General features: G+C 71.8%; 16 protein-coding genes and 2 pseudogenes. 9 read left to right on the forward strand and 9 right to left on the reverse strand.

All coding sequences use genetic code 11. The features are described 5' to 3' along the window. The first annotated feature begins 26 nt into the window (after positions 1-26). From ACTMTJ_RS24205 to leuA, 3 genes are all read left to right on the forward strand, one after another. Entirely contained in the window at positions 27-800 is a 774-nt protein-coding gene (locus ACTMTJ_RS24205) for a hypothetical protein (protein WP_441220004.1), read from the forward strand. A gap of 77 nt (positions 801-877) precedes the next feature. After that, positions 878-1,426: a nitroreductase family protein gene (locus ACTMTJ_RS24210; protein ID WP_441220005.1), complete on the forward strand. Its 549-nt coding sequence runs from the start codon at positions 878-880 to the stop codon at positions 1,424-1,426. Positions 1,427-1,571: 145 nt separating this feature from the next. Further along, entirely contained in the window at positions 1,572-3,317 is a 1,746-nt protein-coding gene (gene leuA / locus ACTMTJ_RS24215) for a 2-isopropylmalate synthase (RefSeq protein ID WP_441220006.1), read from the forward strand. Here leuA and ACTMTJ_RS24220 read toward each other — a convergent pair. Further along, positions 3,301-4,553, reverse strand: a pseudogene (locus ACTMTJ_RS24220) (MFS transporter); the annotation flags it as partial. The gene leuA and the pseudogene ACTMTJ_RS24220 sit on opposite strands and share 17 nt — an antisense overlap. A 134-nt stretch (positions 4,554-4,687) precedes the next feature. Here ACTMTJ_RS24220 and ACTMTJ_RS24225 point away from each other — a divergent pair. Together ACTMTJ_RS24225 and ACTMTJ_RS24230 are read left to right on the forward strand one after the other, a co-directional pair. Further along, positions 4,688-5,323 (forward strand): HNH endonuclease family protein, encoded by a 636-nt coding sequence (locus ACTMTJ_RS24225; protein ID WP_441220007.1) that lies wholly within the window; start codon positions 4,688-4,690, stop codon positions 5,321-5,323. A gap of 27 nt (positions 5,324-5,350) precedes the next feature. Continuing rightward, positions 5,351-5,590: pseudogene (locus ACTMTJ_RS24230) on the forward strand (hypothetical protein); the annotation flags it as partial. 73 nt (positions 5,591-5,663) lie between these two features. Here ACTMTJ_RS24230 and ACTMTJ_RS24235 read toward each other — a convergent pair. The 7 genes from ACTMTJ_RS24235 to ACTMTJ_RS24265 form a co-directional block, all read right to left on the reverse strand. Further along, entirely contained in the window at positions 5,664-6,935 is a 1,272-nt protein-coding gene (locus tag ACTMTJ_RS24235; RefSeq protein WP_441220008.1) for a lysyl oxidase family protein, read from the reverse strand. A 61-nt stretch (positions 6,936-6,996) separates the two neighbouring features. Then, positions 6,997-7,647, reverse strand: coding sequence for a cellulose binding domain-containing protein (locus tag ACTMTJ_RS24240; protein ID WP_441220009.1), 651 nt, complete (start codon positions 7,645-7,647; stop codon positions 6,997-6,999). 13 nt (positions 7,648-7,660) lie between these two features. Further along, positions 7,661-9,235 carry a protein kinase domain-containing protein gene (locus ACTMTJ_RS24245; protein WP_441220010.1) on the reverse strand — a complete coding sequence of 525 codons (1,575 nt, stop codon included), beginning with the start codon at positions 9,233-9,235 and terminating at the stop codon, positions 7,661-7,663. Continuing rightward, entirely contained in the window at positions 9,232-12,927 is a 3,696-nt protein-coding gene (locus ACTMTJ_RS24250) for an adenylate/guanylate cyclase domain-containing protein (RefSeq protein ID WP_441220011.1), read from the reverse strand. Before ACTMTJ_RS24250 ends, ACTMTJ_RS24245 begins: the two co-directional genes overlap by 4 nt. Next, positions 12,924-13,694 (reverse strand): MBL fold metallo-hydrolase, encoded by a 771-nt coding sequence (locus ACTMTJ_RS24255; protein ID WP_441220012.1) that lies wholly within the window; start codon positions 13,692-13,694, stop codon positions 12,924-12,926. The genes ACTMTJ_RS24250 and ACTMTJ_RS24255 overlap by 4 nt, the downstream gene beginning before the upstream one ends. 86 nt (positions 13,695-13,780) lie before the next feature. Continuing rightward, positions 13,781-14,239: a RidA family protein gene (locus ACTMTJ_RS24260; protein ID WP_441220013.1), complete on the reverse strand. Its 459-nt coding sequence runs from the start codon at positions 14,237-14,239 to the stop codon at positions 13,781-13,783. Between the two features lies 1 nt (position 14,240). Continuing rightward, positions 14,241-14,399 carry a DUF4177 domain-containing protein gene (locus tag ACTMTJ_RS24265; protein ID WP_265247995.1) on the reverse strand — a complete coding sequence of 53 codons (159 nt, stop codon included), beginning with the start codon at positions 14,397-14,399 and terminating at the stop codon, positions 14,241-14,243. A 123-nt stretch (positions 14,400-14,522) separates the two neighbouring features. On the opposite strand from ACTMTJ_RS24265, the gene ACTMTJ_RS24270 reads away from it, so the two are divergent. Genes ACTMTJ_RS24270 through ACTMTJ_RS24280 form a run of 3 tightly spaced genes read left to right on the forward strand, consistent with a single transcriptional unit; the run spans position 14,523 to position 17,845 of the window. After that, positions 14,523-15,662 (forward strand): Rv0361 family membrane protein, encoded by a 1,140-nt coding sequence (locus tag ACTMTJ_RS24270; protein WP_441220014.1) that lies wholly within the window; start codon positions 14,523-14,525, stop codon positions 15,660-15,662. A 33-nt stretch (positions 15,663-15,695) separates the two neighbouring features. Continuing rightward, positions 15,696-16,673 carry an ArsA-related P-loop ATPase gene (locus ACTMTJ_RS24275; protein WP_441220015.1) on the forward strand — a complete coding sequence of 326 codons (978 nt, stop codon included), beginning with the start codon at positions 15,696-15,698 and terminating at the stop codon, positions 16,671-16,673. A 23-nt stretch (positions 16,674-16,696) separates the two neighbouring features. Beyond that, positions 16,697-17,845, forward strand: a complete 1,149-nt coding sequence (locus tag ACTMTJ_RS24280) for an ArsA family ATPase (protein ID WP_441220016.1) — start codon at positions 16,697-16,699, stop codon at positions 17,843-17,845. Here the strand turns inward: ACTMTJ_RS24280 and ACTMTJ_RS24285 are convergent. Further along, positions 17,832-18,128, reverse strand: a complete 297-nt coding sequence (locus ACTMTJ_RS24285; RefSeq protein WP_173040558.1) for a WhiB family transcriptional regulator — start codon at positions 18,126-18,128, stop codon at positions 17,832-17,834. The genes ACTMTJ_RS24280 and ACTMTJ_RS24285 overlap by 14 nt on opposite strands. 437 nt (positions 18,129-18,565) lie before the next feature. On the opposite strand from ACTMTJ_RS24285, the gene ACTMTJ_RS24290 reads away from it, so the two are divergent. Next, on the forward strand, positions 18,566-20,995 hold the full coding sequence (locus tag ACTMTJ_RS24290; RefSeq protein WP_441220017.1) for a penicillin-binding protein: 2,430 nt from the start codon (positions 18,566-18,568) through the stop codon (positions 20,993-20,995). Positions 20,996-21,011 lie beyond the last annotated feature (16 nt).

The following is a 21,011-nucleotide window of genomic DNA, read 5'->3' on the forward strand; positions in this document are numbered from 1 at the left end:
CCCGGCCCGGACACGAGAATGTGAACGTGTATACGCGCGGAATCGCCGGCACCGCGGCCCTCCTCGGGCTCGTCGCACTGACCGCGTGCGGCTCCGACGAGCCGGCGCCCGAGCAGGAGGCGCCGATCACCACGCCGCCCACCGGCGCACCGGACGCCCGGGTGCAGCTCGCCGGGCTCGCGGCGGCCGCACAGGACCGCAAGATCACCGCGCTCTACACCTGGTCGGCGCCGGGCCGCTCAGACCGCACGGTCGTGCTGACCTCCGCCGCCGACGGCAGCTGGCGGGTAGACGTGCCGTCCGGCGCGCTCGGCGGCACGGCCGACGTCTCGATCGCGCAAAACGCCGAAGGCCTCTTCCAGTGCGCGCTCCCTTCGGCCGAGCGGCCCGTGCAGCCGGCCTGCGTGCGGGTCGCCGACCCGGACGGCGCGCTCGACCGGGGCATCGACCCGCGGGTGCAGCACCCGTTCACCGACTGGCGAAAGGTGCTGACCGACCGCACCGCGCCGCTGTCCGTCTCGACCGCGCAGCTTTTGCCGGGTGCCAGCGGCGCGTGCTTCTCCGTCGAGACCACCACCGCGTCGGTCGACGCGCCCATCGACGCCGGCATCTACTGCTACGCCCCGGACGGCACGCTCACCGGGGCGAAGGTGAGCTTCGGCACGCTCCTGCTCGCCGGCGCGCCATCCGCCGCGCCGCCGGCGATCGCCTTGCCCGGCCCGGTGGTGGCTCAGGAGCCGCTGGGGATGGCGGCCCCACCGTCGCCAACCGTCACCCCATCGGTGACTCCGTCCGCGTGAACTCTGAGTGGATCACCGGACACGCCGGGTGACCCCCCAAGTGGTGACGGAGCGTCCGATACGGCACACTCGGCGCCATGTCCGAGCTACACCCCTTGCTCGCGACCCGGTGGAGCCCGCTCGCCTTCGACCCGGTCGCCGTGCTGTCCGACGACGATGTCAGCTCTTTGCTCGAGGCGGCCCGGTGGGCGCCATCGGTCGCCAACAGCCAGCCGTGGCGGTTCGCCGTCGGCCGGCGTAACGAGGAGACGTACAAGCGGATCCTGGAAAACCTCTCCACCCAGTGCCAGCACTGGGCCGGTAACGCCTCGGCGCTCCTCGTCGCGGCTCACCTCGATCACGCGACGCTGCCCCACGCGGTGTACGACCTGGGGCAGGCCGTGGCGCATCTCACGGTGCAGGCGACGGCGCTGCGGCTGCACGTCCACCAGATCACCGACTTCGATGCCGCCGGCCTCCGCGCCGACCTCGAACTCGCCGATGACCTGCGCCCTTCGGTCGTCGTAGCGGTGGGGCGGGTGGGTGACCCGGCCATGCTCCCGCCCGAGCTTCGAGTCTGGGAGACGGCCCTGCGCACCCGCGTCCCCGTCGCCGAGCTCTTGGTAAACCAGGTTCCCATCACCTAGAGTGTCGTTTGTCATGTGGCAGGCGCTCCTTCTTCGCCGCCGCGACGAGGCCCTCTAGGCCGGCACCTCGTCGCGGAGTTTGGCGTGTGCGCCGGCTTTCTTGTCCGGATCCTCCACCGCCCATGACTCCCAGGAGCGTTTCGCAATGTCTGCCGGCAGCGTTCAAGATCAAAATCCCATCGCTCGGCAGCGGCCCAGCCGCATGCCATACCAGCGTTATCAGCCGTACCACCAGCAGTTCTCCATCGAGCTGCCCGACCGCCAGTGGCCCACCCGCCGCGTCGAAGTAGCGCCCCGCTGGTGCGCGGTCGACCTCCGCGACGGCAACCAGGCACTGATCGACCCGATGTCCCCCGAGCGCAAGCGGCGGATGTTCCAGCTGCTGGTGCAGATGGGGTACAAGGAGATCGAAGTCGGGTTTCCGGCGGCCAGCCAGACCGACTTCGAGTTCGTACGCCAGCTCGTCGAGCAGGATCTGATCCCCGACGACGTCACGATCCAGGTGCTGACCCAGTGCCGCGAGCACCTGATCGACCGCACCTTCGAGTCACTGCGCGGGGCAAAGCGGGCGATCGTCCACTTCTACAACTCGACCTCCACGCTCCAGCGCCGCGTGGTCTTCGGCCTCGACCGGCCGGGCATCACCGCGATCGCCACCGACGGCGCGCGGATGTGCCAGAAGTACGCCGAGATCCACACCCCGGACACCGAGATCTTCTACGAGTACTCGCCGGAGTCGTACACGGGCACCGAGCTCGACTACGCGCTGGAGATTTGCGGCGCGGTCATCGACGTCGTCGACCCGACGCCCGACCGCCCGCTGATCGTCAACCTGCCGGCCACCGTCGAGATGGCCACCCCCAACGTGTACGCCGACTCGATCGAGTGGATGCACCGCCACCTGCCCCGGCGCAGCAGCGTCGTGCTGAGCCTGCACCCGCACAACGACCGCGGCACCGGCGTGGCCGCCGCCGAGCTGGGCCTGCTGGCCGGCGCGGATCGCATCGAGGGGTGTCTTTTCGGCAACGGTGAGCGCACCGGCAACGTCGACCTGGTGACGCTGGGCCTCAACCTCTTCTCCCAGGGCATCGACCCGCAGATCGACTTCACCGAGATCGACGAGATCAAGCGGACGGTGGAGTACTGCAACCAGCTGCCGGTGCACGAGCGCCACCCGTACGCGGGCGACCTTGTGTACACGGCGTTCTCCGGTTCACACCAGGATGCGATCAAGAAGGGCTTCGACGCGCTGGCCCTCGACGCGGCGGCCGCCGGCGTGACGATCGACAAGCACGAGTGGGCGGTGCCCTACCTGCCGATCGACCCCAAGGACCTGGGCCGCAGCTACGAGGCCGTGATCCGGGTCAACTCGCAGTCCGGCAAGGGCGGCGTGGCGTACATCATGAAGGAAGAGCACCACCTCGACATGCCCCGGCGGCTCCAGATCGAGTTCTCCGGCGTGGTGCAGCAGTTCACCGACGCCGAGGGCGGCGAGGTCGAGCCCGGCCGCATGTGGGACATCTTCGCGACGGAGTACCTGGTCGACCACCAGGAGGAGCCGGCGCTGGGCATGCACACGTACGCCACGTCCACTGTGGAGGGCAAGGTCGAGATCGAGGCCGACGTGACCTTCCGCGGCGAGCGGCGCGCGCTCGTGGCGGTCGGCAACGGCCCGATCAACGCGTACGTCAACGCGCTTCAGACCGTCGACATCCAGGTACGCGTGCTCGACTACGCCGAGCACGCGATGTCCGCGGGTGGCGACGCCCAGGCCGCCGCGTACGTGGAGTGCGAAGTGGACGGCCGCACGGTGTGGGGCGTCGGCCTCGACGCCAACATCGTCACCGCCTCGATGAAGGCCGTGACAAGCGCAGTCAACCGCGCCCGCTAGGAGCGACGCGCTGGTTTTCGGGGCGGTGCACCAACACAAGACCGAGCACCGCCCCGGCCGCTAGGAGCCCGGCGCACCACAACATCGCGCCCAGGAAACCGGCGGCCAGTTCGTCGGGTTGCTCGTACGCCGTGCCCGAAAGTCCCACGAGGAGCGGAAGGGCCGCGGCGGCGAGCAGCCCGCCAGCGCGCGCGGCGGCGTTGTTCACGCCACTCGCGACGCCGGCGTGCTCGTCGCTGACGGCGCCCAACACGGTCGCGGTCAGCGGCGCGACAAGCAGCGTGAGGCCGGCGCCGAAGACGACGGTGCCCGGCAGCACGTCGGTCCAGAAGTTGGCGTCTCGCTCCGCGCCGCGCAACAGCAGGAGCCCGGCAGCGGCGACCAGCGGCCCGGCCGTGAGCTGCGGGCGCGGGCCAAGCCGCGTCGCGAGCGCGCCCGACCACGACGAGCCGATCAGCAACAGCAGCGTGGCCGGCAGGATCGACGCGCCGGCGGCCAAGGCCGAGAAGCCGGCCACGTTCTGTAGGTAGACGACGAGGAAGAAGGACAGCCCGCCGAGGGCGGCGTAGACGGCGACCGTGTACACGTTCAGGGCGCTGAACAGCCTCGACCCGAAGAGCGACAGCGGCAGCATCGCCGCCGGCCCGCGCCGCCGCTCGACCAGCACGAAGGCGGTCGACGCGAGCACACCGGCGGCGACGGAGAGCAGCACCGACCACGAGCCGAAGCCGCGGTCGGCGCTCTCGATCAGGGCGTACGTGACGCCGGCCAGCCCGGCCGCGGCGAGCAGCGCGCCCACCACGTCGAACCGTTCCACCCGCGGCGTGCGACTCTCCGGCACCCAGCGGATCGCGGCGAACAACGCGACCAGCGCCAGCGGCACGTTGAGGAAGAAGATGGCACGCCAGGACAGCGCGTCGATCAGCCACCCGCCGACGAACGGGCCGGCCGCGGTGGCCACGCCGGACAGCCCGGTCCAGGCGCCGATCGCCTTGCCCCGCTCGTCCGGGTGAAAGCTCGCCTGGAGCAGCGCGAGCGAGCCCGGCACGAGCAGCGCGGCGCCGAGACCCTGTAGCGCGCGGGCCGCCACCAGCCATCCCACGCCAACGGCCAGACCACACAGGACAGACGCGGCCGTGAACCACAGCACGCCGACCATGAAGATCCGCCGCCGCCCGTACCGGTCACCCAGCGCGAGCCGCCGAGCAGTACGAACGCGGCGAGCGTGAGCATGTACGTCCGCCCCGGTGCCGAGCCGGAGGCTGCCACTCACCGCTACAGCTTCCCAGCGAGATGCGGCCTAAGCCACGAAACGCCGAAACCACACCGGGTTGCCGTGCGGATCGCCGCGCAACCCGCAAGCTGAAGAGGTGCGCCTGATCTCCACGCTCTGCGTCGCCGTCCTGGCCCTGGCCGGCTGCGTGCCGGTCGAGGACACCACGGGCGCGACCGGCACGCCACCCGCCGCCGCCGACTCGGCCCGCCTGCTCGGCCAGCTCACGGTCACCAAGTCGAGCTCGATGCGTGGATACAGCCGCGACCGCTTTCCACACTGGCGCGACGCCGGCCGCAACTGCGACGTGCGCGACACGGTCCTCAAGCGCGACGGCAAGAACATCAAGCTGAGCGGCTGCAACGTGGTCGGCGGTCGATGGGTCAGCGCGTACGACGGGCGCACCTTCAGCGATCCGTCCGACGTGGACATCGACCACATGGTGCCGCTGGCAAACGCCTGGCGCTCCGGCGCCGACAAGTGGAACGACGACCGCCGCGGCGACTTCGCGAACGACCTCAGCCGCCCTCAACTGCGCGCGGTGTCCGCCACGTCCAACCGCGCCAAGGGCGACCAGGACCCGTCACAGTGGAAGCCCGCAAACCGCGACTTCTGGTGCGAGTACGCGGCCGACTGGATCGCGGTGAAGCACTTCTGGCGGCTGCGGATCACCACGGCGGAGAAAGCCGCTTTGTCGGACATGCTGGACACCTGCCCGGCCGCCCGCGAGTAGCGTCCCTAGACTGCGGTGATGGCCGATCAGACCACTGACATCACCGCTGGTCCCGGCGGCGTAATGACCGACGAGGTCGGCGTCGTCACCGGCGACCTGACGCTACGCAGCGAAGTCTCCGGCAGCATCGTCACCCTCCGCGTGCAGTACAAAGACGCCGACGAGTGGTACACCGTGACCGGCGGCCGGGCCACCCTGAGCAACCCAGCCGACCTGGCCGCGGTGCACACGATCGCGGTAGCTCTGCTCAACCGCCCCGAAGGCTGACCCTCGCGACGACGGGGCCCTCTCACCTGTCTGTCTACGCCGCGTTACCGGCTACGCGCCGCCCTGCGGTCTCCTATGTGCAGGCCGGGCCGGTGCCGCGGAGGTCGGCGCGTGGGGTGGACGTCGCCAGGCCGGTCAGCTGGACGATCACGGTGCCGCAGTTGTTGGCGTCGTCGGCTTCGAGCAGCTTGTCTTCCGGGTCGACGCGGGTAAACAGCACGTACGTCCCGTCGGTCAAGCCCGCCGTGTCGATGTACTGGTCGGGTAGGTACCAGTTGTAGCGGTCGGCCCAGCCCCGCGAGATGCCGTACCAGAAGTACTCGGTCGTGCCGACGACCTGCTTCGGGTCGAGGCAGTCGGGTGCCGGGTAGGACAGTGGCGCGTCGCCCTTGCGGCCGAACGAAACGAGGTCGGTGTCGGCGACGCAGAAGCTGACCTTGTCGCCAACCGCCGCGGGTGCGGTGCCCACCGGTGCGCCGTTGGCGTCCGCGCGCCAGAGCTCCGACTGGGCGAAGGCCTTGAAGTGGTAGTGGCCGTGCACCGGGTGAAACTCGACGAGACCGGCCGGGCGGTCGGTGTAGGTGCCGCTCGAGTGGTGGATCCGCTGGGCGACCGGCTCGTCCTGGAAGACGCCGGTCTCGCGGGTGAACCTCAGCTCCACCGGGCCCTCGCCGACGTTTTCCAGCACCTGGTCGAAGCGCAGGCACTGCACCGCGCCCTGCTCTGCCCGCTCACTGTCGAAACAGGACTGTCCGGGCTCGGAGGTGTCGCCGAAGATGCTCCCCGGGTTGTCGTAGGTGACGTTCTCCTGGGGCAGCGCCTGAAGGTCGGGCAGCAGGTCACGCGGCGGCCGGGCGGACGGTGGGTACTCCACCTCGGCCAGGCCCTCGTACGAGATGACGGGGTCTGGGTCGACCGCGCCGAAGGTGACGCCGTACGCCACGTACACGTGATATGTGCCGTTGGCCGCGGACGGGATCAGCAGCGACTGGGCGATGCCCACACCCGCGTTGGACTTGGCGACGAGCCGGTTGCCCCGGTAGACGAAGAGGCCGAGCGCGCCCTCCGTGACGCCGGCCCACCGGATGGCGACCTGGAGGCCGCCGGGGCGGCGCCAGGTGCCCGGCGGCAGGGCCACGGTGAGCCGCAGCCGGTCACAGTGGACCGCGGCGCATTCCGGGACCTTGGGGTTGGTGGGGCCGTCGGCCCGCACGCTGCCGGTCCAGAAGCGGGCCGGTCCGGCGTCGGTCACCCGGACTCCGGAGCGGTCGGCGCTGGCTGCCGGCCCGGCGGTGAGAGTCAGTGCGACGAGAGTGGCCGCCATGGCGGCTGGCAACAGGCGCATGGGTCTGCCCTCGCGATCGAGGTATGACGATGGCGCGAGTCTACAGTGATCCGGGTCACTGTCACTCGGCCGGAAGTGCCGTGCAGGCCGTCCCGTTCACGTCGCAGGTCAGCGGGGTGGTCACGGCGTTCCTGCGGTCGAACTGGAAGCGGAGCGCGACCGAGCCCCGCGCGCCCACCGGCACGCTGCCCGTGAAGGCGAACACCTCGCCCTCCTGCTTGAGCGTCGCCTGCGGTGCGCTCTCCACCCAGAAGGTGCGCATCGGACCGATCGTCGGCGGGAAGCGCAGCCGTACCGTCCACTTGCGACCGGCGTTGGACGAGTTGGTCACCAGCACCTCGCCGATGAAGCCGCCGTCGAAGGTCTGCACCGTCCGGTAGCGACCGGTGAGGTCGGGGGCTGGGGCGGGCGGGCGCCGCGCCGGAGTCTCGATCGCCCGGGAGAGCGAGGGGGACGGGGTCGGGCGTCGCGGCGAGTTGAGCGTCGCCTCCGGGGTCGCGACGGCGGGGGTGCTCGTCGGCGTGTCCGGCACGCTCGGCCCGGCCAGGAACGGGGGCGTGTCGGCCTGTGCCGGCGGTCGTGCGGGCTCCCGGTCGTCCGGGCGCAGGCTCACGAGCGCGAACACGAGCAGGCCGACCAACACGACCACGCCGACGACCGTCGGCAGCCAGGGCAGCAGCTCGAACGCGCGCGGGCGCGACAGTCGACCCATCAACCGTCCTCGGCTACCGCGCCAGCGTCGGGCCTTGGAGGGCGTTTCGGCCCTTGCCCGCCAGGCAGCGGAACGTACGGTCACCGTCCGGTCGCAGCACCTCGAACTCCCAGCCCTGTGCGGAGATGAGCAGCGTCGTGCGCAGGAACGTGCTGTCCGTGCACAGCGCCTTGACCGCCGGCTGGTCCGCGACTTCGCCCGGGTCGGCGCCGGCGGGCAGGTCACCCACCGCGTACGCCTCCCAGGTGTGCCGGCTGTTGCAGTCGACGCGCTGCGCCCGGATGCCTGGACCGTCGGAGTCGGCCGGGCCGTAGCACTCCAGCTCTTCGGGGCAGCGGCCGCCGGCGAGGGGTAGCAGGCAGCCCGGCAGCGCACCGCCGGCCAGCGACGGGAGCGGGGCGCCACTTGTCGGCAACTGGGCCGTGGGGCTGGGGTTCGGGTCGGGGCGGCCGGCGACGTACCAGGCGGTCGCGCTGACCGCCGCGAGCAGGGCGAACGCCGCGACCCCACCGATGATCCACTGAAGGCCGCGGCGCCGGCTGGTGCCGACCGTCGGGGTGTTGTCGTGCGGCGGGACGAATGCCGGCGCGCGCATATGGCTCGGCGGTGGCCCGGAGTGGCCGGCGTGCCCGGTCCCGACACCGGGCGAAACCGGATACGCCGGGCTCGGCGAGGCGAGCTCGGGCGAGGCGGGGACGGCGGGCGAGGCGGGCGCCACCGGCGGGGTGTACGAGCGCGAGACGTACACACCGCGTGGCGGCTCGGTCAGCGACACCCCGCTCAGCATGTCGCGCAGCTGCTCGGCCGACGGGCGCGACTCCGGCTCGTTGGCCATGCCGTGCCGCAGCACCTCCATCAGCCCGCGCGGCACGCCGGGAAGGTCCGGGATGGGCTGGTTGAACAGCTCCATCAGCGTGATCAGGCTCGGGTTGCGGTCTTCGCGCCAGCGTGGTGGCTTGCCGCGCATGACCGCGTACAGGGTGGCGCAGAGCGCGTACACGTCGACGGAGGGCGACGGCGCGCTGTGGCGAAACATCTCCGGCGGCGCGTACGCCGGCGTGAGCACCTCTAGCGTGACCGACGAGTCGCGGGTCTCGGCCAGGATCGCGAGGCCGAAGTCGGCGAGCGCCGGCTCGCCGAAGCGGGAGCGGAGGATGTTGGCCGGCTTGACGTCGCGGTGGAGCACGCCGAGCTGGTGCGCGTCAGCCAGCGCGTCGGCGATCTTGATGCCCACCTCGCGGGCCTCGGACGGCTCGAGCGGGGCGTCGCGCATGCGGTCGGCGTACGAGCCGTCGCACAGTTCCATGATCAGGTATGGGTGCTGGTCGGCGGTCACGCCGGCGTCGAAGAGGTCGACCACGTGCGGGTGCGACGACATGCGACCCGCCGCCCGCGCCTCGCGCAGGAAGCGCCGCTGGTCACGCTCGTTGTCGAGCGTGCGGTTTTCCACCTTGACGGCGACCTCGCGGGCGACCGACTCCTGGATCGCGCGGTACACGGTGGCGTACCCACCGCGGGCAAGCACTGACAATCCGGACAGGCCCGGCACCACCGGCAGCGGCAGCGCACTCGGAGCCCTCTCGGTCACGGGTTAGAAGGTACCGAAGACACTCGGCCGAGCCGCTCCCGCACCGCGTCCGCTCCCGCTCGCTCGGCCACCCGCTGCGTCCCGTACGCGTGCCGCACCGCCTCGTCGGCCGCCGCGAGTGCCTCTTCGCGCTGGCCACTGGCGGCGAGCGACTCCGCGAGCACCTCGGCGGCGACCACGCAGCTGCGCACGTCTTCGGCCGGCGCGGCCACCGCCCGCCGGGCCCAGTCGAGCGCCTGGGGCTGCTGGCCCTCGGCGAGCAGCGCCGCCGCGTACGCCGCGAGGGCCTGCCGCCGGGAGAAAAGGAGCCCCGGCGCCGTGCTGGTCGCGCTCGCTGGGCGCCCCGAGCGGCCGGCGCCAGTCGCGTCGGATCCCGCCACTCCCGGGCGCGTGGCCGCGGTGGCGATCGGCGCGAGCAGCCCGATCGCGGTGGCCGCGTCGCCCTCGGCGAGCCGGGCGCGGGCCAGCAGCACGCGCGGGCCGACCTGTGCCGGCGCGAGCGGGTTGTTGGGCTCGACCTTCGTCATCACGGCCTGGGCGTCACGGGCGGCGGCCTCGACGTCGCCGCTGTCGAGCGCCACGAACCCGCGCGTGGTGCCGGCCATGCCGGTCAGCAGCGGGTGCCCGATGCGGTCCGCATACGACAGGGCGTCGGTCAGCAGGTCGATCGCGTGCTCGAACTCGCCCAGCCCGCGGGCGATCGCCCCGCGCACCACCAGCGCGAAGCCGCGCCCCCAGTCGTCGGCGACCGCGTCGAAGTCGCGGTAGGCCCGGCGGGCGCCGCGGTCGGCCTCGGTGAGGTCGCCCAGCTCGGCCGCGGCGAACGCCTCGACCGCCCGTAGCGTGCCCACCGCCCACGCCTCGCCGACCCGCTCGCCGAACGGCAGGAAGACCCGGGCCAGCCGCCGCGCCTCGCCCAGCCGCCCGGCCAGCAGCCGGGCGAAGGCCGTCGTGCCGCGCAGCCACGCCCGCCCGGTGGGGTCGCCCAGCTCCGCGAAGAGCCGCGCCGCCCGCCCGAGCACCGCGTCGGTGCCGGCGAAGTCGCCCCGCGTCGTGGTCACCCAGGCCAGATCCTGGAGCGACCAGGCCTGGCCGAGGCGGTCACCCGAGGCGAGATCCACCTGGTACGCCCCGGCGAAGCGGCTGCTCGCCTGCCCCAGCCGCCCGCGCAGGTAGTCGGCCATGCCCAGCCGCCGCATCGCCTCGGCGCGCGGGCCCGGCAGGCCGGCCTCGGTGGCCACCTGCATGGCCTCCTGCCAGGCCTGCAGCGCGCGGTCGGGCTCGCCGAGCACGCGCTGGGCCCGCCCGATGACCAGCAGCGCGCCGGCCCGGACGGCCGCGTCGTCGCTGGAGTTGGCGGAGAGCTTCTCCGCGTAGGCCAGCGCGTCGCCGGCCCGCCCGGTCTGGAGCAGGGCCCGGGCCAGCACGAGGCGGTCGGCGGCCGGCAGCCCGTCACCGGCCAGCTTGACCGCCCGCTCGGCGTACTCGACGGCCAGCGTCGGCTCGCCCATAGCAAGTGAGCGGCGCGCCGCCCGGCCCAGCGCGGCGACGCCGAGCGGCATCACCATGCGGGCCACCGCGTCGGGCCGGAGGCTTACCGCGTCGGCCAGGGCCGTGGCCCGCTCGACATGCGCGGCGACGAACGCGTCGCGGTCAGCCGGGGTCATCCCGCCGAAGCCACCCACCCGGGCGACCCGCCCGGCCGGGAGCGCGGAGGGTGCCGGTGCGGCCCACTGCGCCAACGTGGCGTGCCGCTCGGCGAGGTCGGCCTTGCCGATACCCGCGTACGCCGCCTCGCGCATCAGCGGGGTGGGGAAGGCGAACCCGTCGCGCGTGCGCCGCAGCATGCGCCGCTGAAGCAGCTCGTCGACGGCCCGCTCCAGCTCGACGGCGGCCACCGCGGTCGGGCGCCCGTCGCGGCCGGCCCGCCGCTCGCGCAGCGCCTCGAGGGTGCCCTCCGGCACGTTGTCGCCGATCACCGCGGCGTCGCGGAGCACGGCCCGCGCGTCGGCCGGCAGCGCGTCGATGCGGGCGGCCAGCACGGCCGCGAGGTCGCGGGAGAGCAGCCGGCTGCCGAGCGAGCCAGGCGCCAGCCGCCAGGTGCCGCTGGCCCCGGCCACCGGTGTGAGCGCCCCGCGCTCCATGAGCAGCGTGACCAGCTCGGCCAGGTAGAACGGGTTGCCTTGCGCGGTGGAGAGCAGCCGGTCGGTGTCGGCCTGCGGCAGCCGCCCGCCGCGCAGGTACGAGGTGAGCAGCCGGGCCGCGTCGGCGCCGCGCAGCGGGGGCAGCGGGTGCACCTCGGCGTCGGCGAGCCGGGTCAGCGCGCCGGCCGTGCGCACCAGCTCGGGCCGCCCCAGCACCAGCACCAGCACCGGGCCGGTGAGGTGGGACAGCGTCACGCCCAGCGCCTCGATCGTCTCCGGCGTGGCGTCGTGCAGGTCGTCGACGATCACCAGCAGCGGCACCTCGCCGGCCAACCCGCTGAGCAGCTGGGCGACCGCGATCGGCGTGGCCTCGACGTCGGGGGCGGCGGTGTCCGGCGTCCACTCCGCGACCCCGGCCGGCACACCGTGTGCGGTGGGCGTCTCGCCGTACCCCATCAATGCGAGCAGGAGCTCGACGGCGACCGGCGGCGGATCGGACCGGAACCGGCCGAGGCGCTGGCCAAGTCTCTTGAGCCGCTCCTCGACGACCGGGCGGGTGACCGCGGTGGCCGAGTCGCGCGGCAGGCCGATCGCGGCGCGCACAAGATCGGCGAGGGGTGCCAGGCGGCGGCGCTCGCCGAACGCGGCGCAGCGCACCGAGAGCACCCGGGCGCCGGTCGTGGTCGTGTATCGCCCGGCGCTCACGTCGTATCCCGCGGCGAACCGCTCGGCCTCGGACGCGAAGCGGCTCTTGCCGATGCCGGCCTCGGCGGTCAGCACGAGCACGCGCGGCTCGGCACTCTCGATCACCTCGGCGAGGCGACCGGCCACCCGGCCCAGCTCCGCCTCGCGCCCCACGAACGGCGCCTCGTCGCCGACGCCGGAGCGGGTGCCCGGGGCGTCGTGGAGACCCAGCAGCTCGTACGCCGCGACCGGCTCGCGCTTGCCCTTGAGCCGCAGCGGCCGCAGCTCGCGCCACGACGCGACGTGGCGGGTGGCCGCGGAGGTGCGGGCGCCGGCGTAGACCGCGCCCACCGCGGCGGCGTCGGCCAGGCGGGCGGCGGTGTTGACGGTGTCGCCGATGACCGTGTACTCGATCGCGGCCTGGATGCCGGCGACGACCTCGCCGGTGTTGAGCCCGACGCGCAGGCCCAGCGGCGCGCCGCCGCCCCGCTCGTCGTCGAGCACCCGGCGGACCGCCCGCTGCATGCTCAGCGCGGCCCGGACCGCCCGCTCGGCGTCGTCTTCGTGAGCCACCGGCGCGCCGAAGACCGCCATGATCCCATCGCCGGTGAGCTTGTCGACGTGCCCGCCGAACGTCTTCACCGCGCCGGCCAGCGCGGCGAGCACACGGTCGGTTACCGCGCCGACTCGCTCCGGGTCGAGGTCTTCGGACCAGGAGGTAAAGTCGGACAAGTCGCCGAAAAGGACCGTGACCACGCGCCGCTCGGCGGCCGGAAGCGAGGCAGCGGCCGGCAACGCCGCGCCACAGTTGTGGCAGAAACGCGCGCCAGGCACCGCAACGGTGCCGCACACCGGGCAAGTCACGGTGAGTCCAACCACACCGAGCCCGAAGTCGATTCCCCGTCGCCGTGTCCGAGGTACGCGAGTTGGGCGCGCACGGACCATTCGGCGGCGGGCCACAGCGACGGGTCCACATCCGCGTAGACCTTCGCCACGACCTCTTGCGCGCTCCGCGCGCCCTCTGATACCGCCTGTCTGACCTGGTCAAGGCGGGCGCGGCGGTGTGCCAGGTAGAACCGGGCGGCCACGCCGCAGTCGGCCAGCGCCGGGCCGTGACCGGGCAGGGCCGCGACGCCGTCGTACCCGGACAGCTTCTCCAGACTTGCCAGATAGTCGCCGAGATCGCCGTCGGGCCATGCCACCACCGTGGTGCCGCGCCCAAGGATCGTGTCGCCCGTGAAGATCACCCGCTCACCCTCAGCCTCCGCGAGGTAGCAGACCGAGTCGGCGGTGTGACCGGGCGTAGGCAAGTGGGTGATGCGAAGATCTCCGGGGTCGTCACCCGCGCCGGTGATCTCCACGAACCGGGCGAGCCCCTCGACGTGGTCGGGGTGGCCGTGGGTGACCAGCACCCCGCCGACCGGCCCCGTATCGGCGACCGCGCGCAGGTGCCCCTCGTCGAGCGGGCCCGGATCGATCACCACGGAACGCTCGGCGCCGGGCGCCCGCAGCACCCAGGTGTTGGTGCCGTCGAGGGTCATCGGCCCCGGGTTGGGGGCGCGCACCAGCGTGACCCACTCCGGCAACCGGTCGGCCAGCGCCGCCGCGGGCGCGGTGACATGCCCCACCATGCCAGCGATCGTACGGCGCGAGTGTGACAGGGAGGGCTTTCACTCAGGTAACGCTCAGCCTCGGGCGCTTACACCTGTGCCCTTGCTCAGGCGACCTCGACGATGACCTCGACCTCGACGGGCGCGCCCAGCGGCAGCTCGGCGACACCGACCGCGCTGCGGGCGTGCTGGCCGGCCTCGCCGAAGACGGCGCCGAAGAGCTCGGAGGCGCCGTTTACCACGCCGGGCTGGCCGGTGAAGCCCTCCGCCGACGCCACGAAGCCGGTCACCTTGACGACCTTGGCCACGTTTTCCAGGCCGACGAGCGCGTCGATCGCGGCGATCGCGTTGAGCGCGCACCGCTCGGCCAGGTCTTTGGCCTGCTCGGGCGAGACACCGCCGCCGACCTTGCCGGTGGCGAGCATCTTGCCGTCCGCGATCGGCACCTGACCGGAGACGTACACGTGCTTGCCCGACTGCACCGCGGGCACGTAGGCGGCCACCGGGGGCACGACCTCGGGCAGCGTCAGGCCCAGCTCGGCCAGCTTCGCGTACGGGTCGTTCACGTCAGGCTGCCTTCGGGCGCTTGAGGTAAGCCACGAGCTGCTCCGGATTGGGGCCCGGCACGACGGCCACCAACTCCCAGCCGTCCTCACCCCAGTTGTCGAGGATCTGCTTGGTGGCGTGGACCAGCAGCGGCACGGTGGCGTACTCCCACTTCTGCATGCCGGCACCCTAACCGGCGGACTGGCGGCGCTCTCCGCTGGGCACTCCCGGTGGGTCTTCGGCGGTTCGCCAGCGGGCGCTACCCTGACGGGCACACTGCGACCGTGGGCCTGGGGGATACCAATGACGCAACCGCCGAACGGTGGCGCCGGAGAGCATCAGGAAGGTTCGGCGCCCGGATATCCGGCACCCGTCGACCCGTTCGCCGCCGCACCCACCGATCCGCCGGAGCAGCCGGCCGTGCCGCCGCCACCGGCGCACCCGATCGTGCCGCCGCCTCCCGCGCAGCCGGTGGTGCCGCAGCAGCAGCCCGGTTACCCGCCGCCCGGATACACGACGCCCGCCGCGACGCCGGGCTACCCGCCGACGCCCGGATACCCGCAGGCGGCGCAGCCGGGTTACCCCGCACCCGACCCCGGCTATCCGCAGCCCGGTTACCCGCCCGCCCAGCCCGGCTACGGGGCCCCGGCGCCGCAGCCGGGTTATGTGCCCGGTCAGCCCGTGTCCGGCCAGCCGGGTTACGTGCCTGGTCAGCCGGTCTCCGGCCAGCCGGTCTCGGGGCAGCCGGTCTCCGGCCAGCCCGGCTATCCCCCGCCCGGTCAGCCGGCGTACGCGCCGCCGCCGGAGCAGCCCGGCTACCCCGGGCAGGTGCCCGGCCAGCCCTACCCCGCACCGGTGTCCGGCGGGCCGTACGCGCCACCGACCTCCGGCCAGCCGTACGCGCCGAACGCCGGGTTCCCACAGGCTCCTCCTGGCTACCCGACCGACCCGGCGTACGCCCAGCCGGGTTACCCGGGCATGCCGGCACCGCCGCGGAAGAAGTCCCGCACGCCGATGATCCTGTTGGTAGTGGCGGCGATCGCCGTGGTGCTCTGCGGCGGCGGCGTGACGGCCGCGGTGCTGCTCATGCGAAACACCGAGCCCAACGACGGCGCGGCCGAGCCGGTGGCCGCGGTGCAAAACTTCCTCAAGGCCGTCTACGAGGACCAGGACGCCACCAAGGCCAACGACTCGGTGTGCGCCGAGTCCCGCGACGAGCCGGCGCTGACCGCCAAGGTCGACGAGGTCAAGGCCAACTCCACCAAGTACAAGAGCCCCCGCTACAAGTGGGACGAGCCGAAGGTGGACAACCAGGACACCGAAAGCGCCACCGTCTCGGTCAAGGTCACGATGACCACCAGCGACGAGAAGGTCGCCGAGCAGCAGTTCAAGTTCACGGTGGTACAGAAGACCGGCTGGTTCGTCTGCGAGATCGGCAGCTGATCACCCGTTAGGTGATCGGACTACGCTCGGAGCGTGCGGGCGAGCGAACATGTCCCCGGCCAGGTCAATCCGGCCTGGCCGGCGCGTCTCCATGTCGTGACCGGCAAGGGTGGCACCGGTAAGACGACGGTCGCCGCCGCCCTCGCACTTGGCCTGGCCGCCGGCGGACACCGCACCCTGCTCGTCGAGGTCGAGGGGCGGCAGGGCATCGCCGAGCTGTTCGGGCTCGGCCCGCTGCCGTACGAGGAGCGCCGGGTCGCCGGCACCCCGGACGGCGGCGAGGTGCGGGCGCTCGCGGTCGACGCCGAGCTGGCTCTCCTGGAGTACCTCGACATGTTCTACAAGCTCGGCGCCGCCGGCCGGGCGTTGCGCAAGCTCGGCGCGATCGACTTCGCCACGACCATCGCGCCCGGCCTGCGGGACGTACTGCTCACCGGCAAGGTCAAGGAGGCCACGACCCGCACGGCCGACCGCCGCCGGGTGTACCACGCGGTCGTGCTCGACGCGCCGCCCACAGGCCGGATCGGGCGCTTCCTCAACGTGACGGCCGAGACCGCGCGGCTGGCCAAGATGGGCCCGATCAAGACGCAGAGCGAAAACGTGGCCGCGCTCCTCCGCTCGCCGATGACCTCCGTGCACGTGGTGACGCTGCTGGAGGAGATGCCGGTGCAGGAGACTGTCGACGCGATCGGCGAGCTCAACAGCCTCGGCATCCCGATCGGCAAGGTCATCGTCAACGCGACCCGCCCGCCCCTGCTCACCGGCACCAAGGTCAGTCAGGCCGAGCTGCGCCGAGGGCTGGCCGCGGCCGGCCTGCCCGCCGACCGGGCGACGGTCGCCGGGCTCTACGCCGAGGCCAAGGCACACCTCACCCGCCGTGAGTTGGAGGAGTCGCTCCGCGTCGAGCTGGCCGAGGTGGGTCAGCCGACGGTGGAGCTGCCCCTCCTCCCAGGGGGGATCGACCGCGCCGCGCTGGACACCCTGGCGGCTGAGTTACTGGGCACGCGTTGAGGCAGCCCGGATACGCTCGGTCGGTGTCTTCCGATCACGCGGGCCGGCGGCTGGACGTTGACCACATCCTGGCCGACCGCAACGTGCGGATCATCGTCTGCTGCGGCTCGGGCGGAGTCGGAAAGACCACCACGGCGGCCGCGCTCGGGCTGCGCGCCGCCGAGCGCCACGGGCGGCGCACGGTCGTGCTCACGATCGACCCGGCCCGCCGCCTCGCCCAGTCGCTCGGCCTGACCGAGCTCGACAACACACCGCGGCAGGTCAAGGGCATTGACGCCGAGGAGAGCGGTGGCGAGCTGCACGCCATGATGCTCGACATGAAGCGGACCTTCGACGAGGTCGTGCTCGCACACACCGACCCGGCCCGCGCCACGGAGATCTTCGCCAACCCCTTCTACCAGGCCATGAGCTCCACGTTCTCCGGCACCCAGGAGTACATGGCGATGGAAAAGCTGGGCCAGCTGCACGCCCGCGGCGAGTGGGATCTGATCGTGGTGGACACCCCGCCGTCCCGCTCGGCTCTCGACTTCCTCGACGCGCCCGCGCGGCTCTCCCGCTTTCTCGACGGCCGCATGCTGCGCCTGCTGCTGGCACCCGCCCGGGCCGGCGGTCGGAGCATGTTCAGCCTGGTCACGGCCTCGTTCGGGATGTTCTCCCGGGTCGTGCAGAAGGTGCTCGGCGCGCAGCTGCTGACCGACCTGTCCGGCTTCGTCGCGGCGCTCGACTCGATGTTCGGCGGCTTCCGCCAGCGCGCCGAGGAGACGTACCGCATCCTCCAGGCACGCGAGACCGCGTTTCTGCTGGTCGCGGCGCCAGAGCCAGACGCGATCCGGGAGGCCGCCTACTTCGCCGGGCGGCTCGGCGAGGAGCGCATGCCGCTCGCCGGGCTGGTGCTCAACAGGGTGCACCGCACCGCCGTCGAAGGGCTGTCCGCGCAGCAGAGCCTGGCCGCGGCCGGCAAGCTCGACCAGGCCGGCGGCCACGAGGCCACCGCCGACGCGCTGCGGGTCCACGCGGCGCTCGCCGAGCAGGGGGTACGCGAGCGGCGGGTGGCCGCCGTCTTCACCGACGCCTACCCCGCGGTGCCGACCGTGGAGGTGACAGCGCAGCCCGCCGACGTGCACGACGTCGACGGGCTGCGTACGGTTGGTGACGCTCTCAGCCGGCCGTGACCAGCACCTTTTCCTTGTCGCGCAGCGCCGCCTCGAACATCTTCCGCCAGCTGTCCACCTGCGGATGGCGGCGCAGGAGCGCCCGGCGTTCACGCTCGGTCATGCCACCCCACACACCGAACTCGATGCGGTTGTCGAGCGCGTCGGCTAGGCACTCGTAACGCACCGGACAGCTGCGGCAAATCCGCTTCGCCACGTTCTGCTCTGCGCCCTGTACGAAGAGTGCGTCAGGGTCGCCGCTCTGGCACGCAGCCATGCTCGGCCAGTCTGTGATCATCCCCATCTGTCCACGTCCCCCCTTGCAGTCCGCTTCCCCGACCCGTGCCCGGCCGGATTCCCCCCGGCCACTCGCTGGCACTCCCCCCGGAACTCCAGCGAGTGACGTGCAGTACTCGCCGGACCATCATGCTCTGTAGTCGTACGATTACGCAACGTTGTCTGGCAAATCCATCAAAACCACGACGGTCCGTCTGTTTCCAGGCGACCGAGATCAGGCTTACCCGGCGGCGATCTGCGAAAACGCGAGCTAAGTGTCCCGCACGTGGGTCAAACTCAACATCGGCAGAACGCATCCGCACGCAGGGGGTCATGCGTCTAGCACAACGAGGCCAGTGCCCGCAGGACATGCCCGAAAGTCCGACAAGTTTCGGCGTAGGTCGGGGGCTGACACGCGGGACGGCCGATCGTTGCGAGGTCCCGTACCCTGGCGAGGTGACCTGGATGCGGAAGCGTGATCACAACATTTTTGCGAACGCCGCATCGCTGCTGATCTGCGGGCTCCTGGCGGGCGTGGTTGTGGCCGCCGCGGCCTTCCCCGCGGTTGCGATGTCGGGCCTGGCGGCCAAGGCTGGGGCGGAGACCTTCGACCGCCTGCCCAGCGAGCTGACCGTGAAGCGGTCGCCGCAGATGACATATGTCTACGCGTCGGACAACAAGACGCTGATCGCCACGATGTACGACGAGAACCGGCGGGACGTCCCACTCAAGGACGTGGCCCCGATCATGCAGGAAGCGATCATCGCGGCTGAGGACCACACCTTCCGCACCCACAACGGTGTCGACGCCAAGGGCATCGCCCGCGCCTTCGTGGCCAACAACTCGGCCGGTGCGACGACCCAGGGTGCGTCCACGTTGACGATGCAGCTGGTCCGCATGCTGATCGCCTACTCGGCGACCCACCCGCAGGACGTCGTCGCCGCCACCGAAGACACCAACGCGCGCAAGCTGCGCGAGATGAAGTACGCGCTCCAGCTCGACAAGGAGATGACCAAGGACGAGATCCTGGAGCGCTACCTCAACATCGCACCCTTCGGCCGGGGCGCCTACGGCATCTTCGCCGCCAGCCAGGTCTACTTCGGCAAGTACCCCAAGGATCTGAAGGTCGAAGAGGCCGCGCTGCTCGCCGGCATGGTCAAGGCGCCGTCGGCGTTCGACCCCACCACGCCCGCCGGCAAGCCGCAGGCCCTCGACCGGCGGAACTACGTGATCGACAACATGGTCGAGACCAAGGCCATCACGCCCGAGCAGGCCACCACCGCGAAGAAGGTGCCGCTCAAGGTCAAGGACAAGCGCACGCCCAACGGCTGCGTCGCCACCAGCAAAAACCACTGGGGCTTCTTCTGCGATTTCTTCTACCGCTGGTGGATGGAGCAGGAGACGTTCGGCGCCACGTCGTACGACCGGGAGCGGCGGCTCAAGAGCGGCGGCTACCGTATCGTCACCACGCTCGACGTGAAGACCCAGCAGGTGGCCAGGGCCAATATCGACAAGCATCTCAAGACCAACAACAAGAACGCGCTGATGCTCGCCGGCATCGAGCCAGGCAGTGGGCGGGTGCGCGCACTCGCTGTCAACCGCGTGTTCAAGCTCGACGACCCCGCCAAGCCGCAAAACAAGATCTCCTCCAACCCGGCGAAGAAGAGGAAGGGCATCCGCGGCACCTATCCCAACACCACCAACCCGCTGCTCAGCGGTGGTGGCGACATCAGCGGCTATCAGTTCGGGTCGACGTTCAAGCTGTTCACGATGGTGGCGGCGCTGGAGCGTGGCTACCCGCTCGAGACGACGATCAACACGGTCTCGCCGTACCCGTCGAAGTACATCATCGACTCCAGCTCACCGGCGGCTTGCCCACCACCCAACTCCAACAAGTACTGCCCGGAAAACGCCGGTCGTAAGGGCTACGGCCCGATGAACATGTGGGCCGCGTTCGGGCAGTCGATCAACACGTACTTCGTGCCGCTGGAGGAGCGCGCCGGCGCGGCCAACGTGGTCGAGACGGCCAAGAAGATGGGCATCCAGTTCCGGGCCAGCAGCGACGCCGCGATCGCCAACAACAAGGCCGCGGCCGACCAGTGGGGCGCCTTCACGCTCGGCGTCTCCTCGGCCACCCCGCTGGAGATGGCCAACGCGTACGCGACGATCGCCGCCGACGGCAAGTACTGCGAGCCGATCCCGGTGCAAGAGATCGTCGACCAGGATGGCAACAAGCTCGACATCGCCAACCCGCGCTGCGAGCAGCGGATCAAGACCGAGGCCGCACGGGCCGCGGCCGACGCCGCGCGGTGCCCGGTGGGCGACCGGTCCTCGACCTCCAAGTGCCAGGGCGCGACGGCCCGGCAGGCGAAGACCGAGATCGGCAAGCCCATCATGGGCAAGAGCGGCACCACCGACAGCGCCAAGACCGCCTCGCTGATCGTCGGCACCAAGCAGCTCATGGTCGCCGGCATCATCGCCGACCCCGACTGGGCACAGACCAGCACCCACTTCACCCACGACGAGGTCAACGACGCGGTCTGGAGCACCGTCCGCGACGCGATGAAGGGCAAGCCGTCGCAGCAGTTCACGCCGCCGACCGGCAAGATCGTCGAGGGCGACCAGCGCAGGATCCCGGACGTCAAGTGCAAGACGCTCGACGACGCCCGCTCGACGCTCCGCAGCGCCGGCTTCGAGGTCTTCGTCGACAACGTCCAGGTCAACTCCACCTGCCCCGCGGGCACCGCCGCCGGCACCAGCCCCGACGGCCGCACCATCAAGGGCGGCATCGTGAGCATCCAGGTCAGCAATGGCAAGGGCGGCCAGCAGCCCGGCAACCCGCCGGGGACCCGCGGCCCAGGACGAGGGCCGATCTTCCCGCCACCCAGAAACTAGACGCGAGTATTTGTCG

This window comes from Phytohabitans sp. LJ34 (assembly GCF_052068095.1).
Classification (GTDB): Bacteria; Actinomycetota; Actinomycetes; order Mycobacteriales; family Micromonosporaceae; genus Phytohabitans.

Excerpts from the sequence above, each read along its gene's own strand:
- ACTMTJ_RS24210 (WP_441220005.1), top strand. The coding sequence starts at position 878 with ATGTCCGAGCTACACCCCTTGCTCGCGACCCGGTGGAGCCCGCTCGCC.
- leuA (WP_441220006.1), top strand. The coding sequence starts at position 1,572 with ATGTCTGCCGGCAGCGTTCAAGATCAAAATCCCATCGCTCGGCAGCGG.
- ACTMTJ_RS24235 (WP_441220008.1), bottom strand. The coding sequence starts at position 6,935 with ATGCGCCTGTTGCCAGCCGCCATGGCGGCCACTCTCGTCGCACTGACT.
- ACTMTJ_RS24240 (WP_441220009.1), bottom strand. The coding sequence starts at position 7,647 with ATGGGTCGACTGTCGCGCCCGCGCGCGTTCGAGCTGCTGCCCTGGCTG.
- ACTMTJ_RS24255 (WP_441220012.1), bottom strand. The coding sequence starts at position 13,694 with ATGGTGGGGCATGTCACCGCGCCCGCGGCGGCGCTGGCCGACCGGTTG.
- ACTMTJ_RS24265 (WP_265247995.1), bottom strand. The coding sequence starts at position 14,399 with ATGCAGAAGTGGGAGTACGCCACCGTGCCGCTGCTGGTCCACGCCACC.
- ACTMTJ_RS24270 (WP_441220014.1), top strand. The coding sequence starts at position 14,523 with ATGACGCAACCGCCGAACGGTGGCGCCGGAGAGCATCAGGAAGGTTCG.
- ACTMTJ_RS24285 (WP_173040558.1), bottom strand. The coding sequence starts at position 18,128 with ATGGGGATGATCACAGACTGGCCGAGCATGGCTGCGTGCCAGAGCGGC.
- ACTMTJ_RS24290 (WP_441220017.1), top strand. The coding sequence starts at position 18,566 with ATGCGGAAGCGTGATCACAACATTTTTGCGAACGCCGCATCGCTGCTG.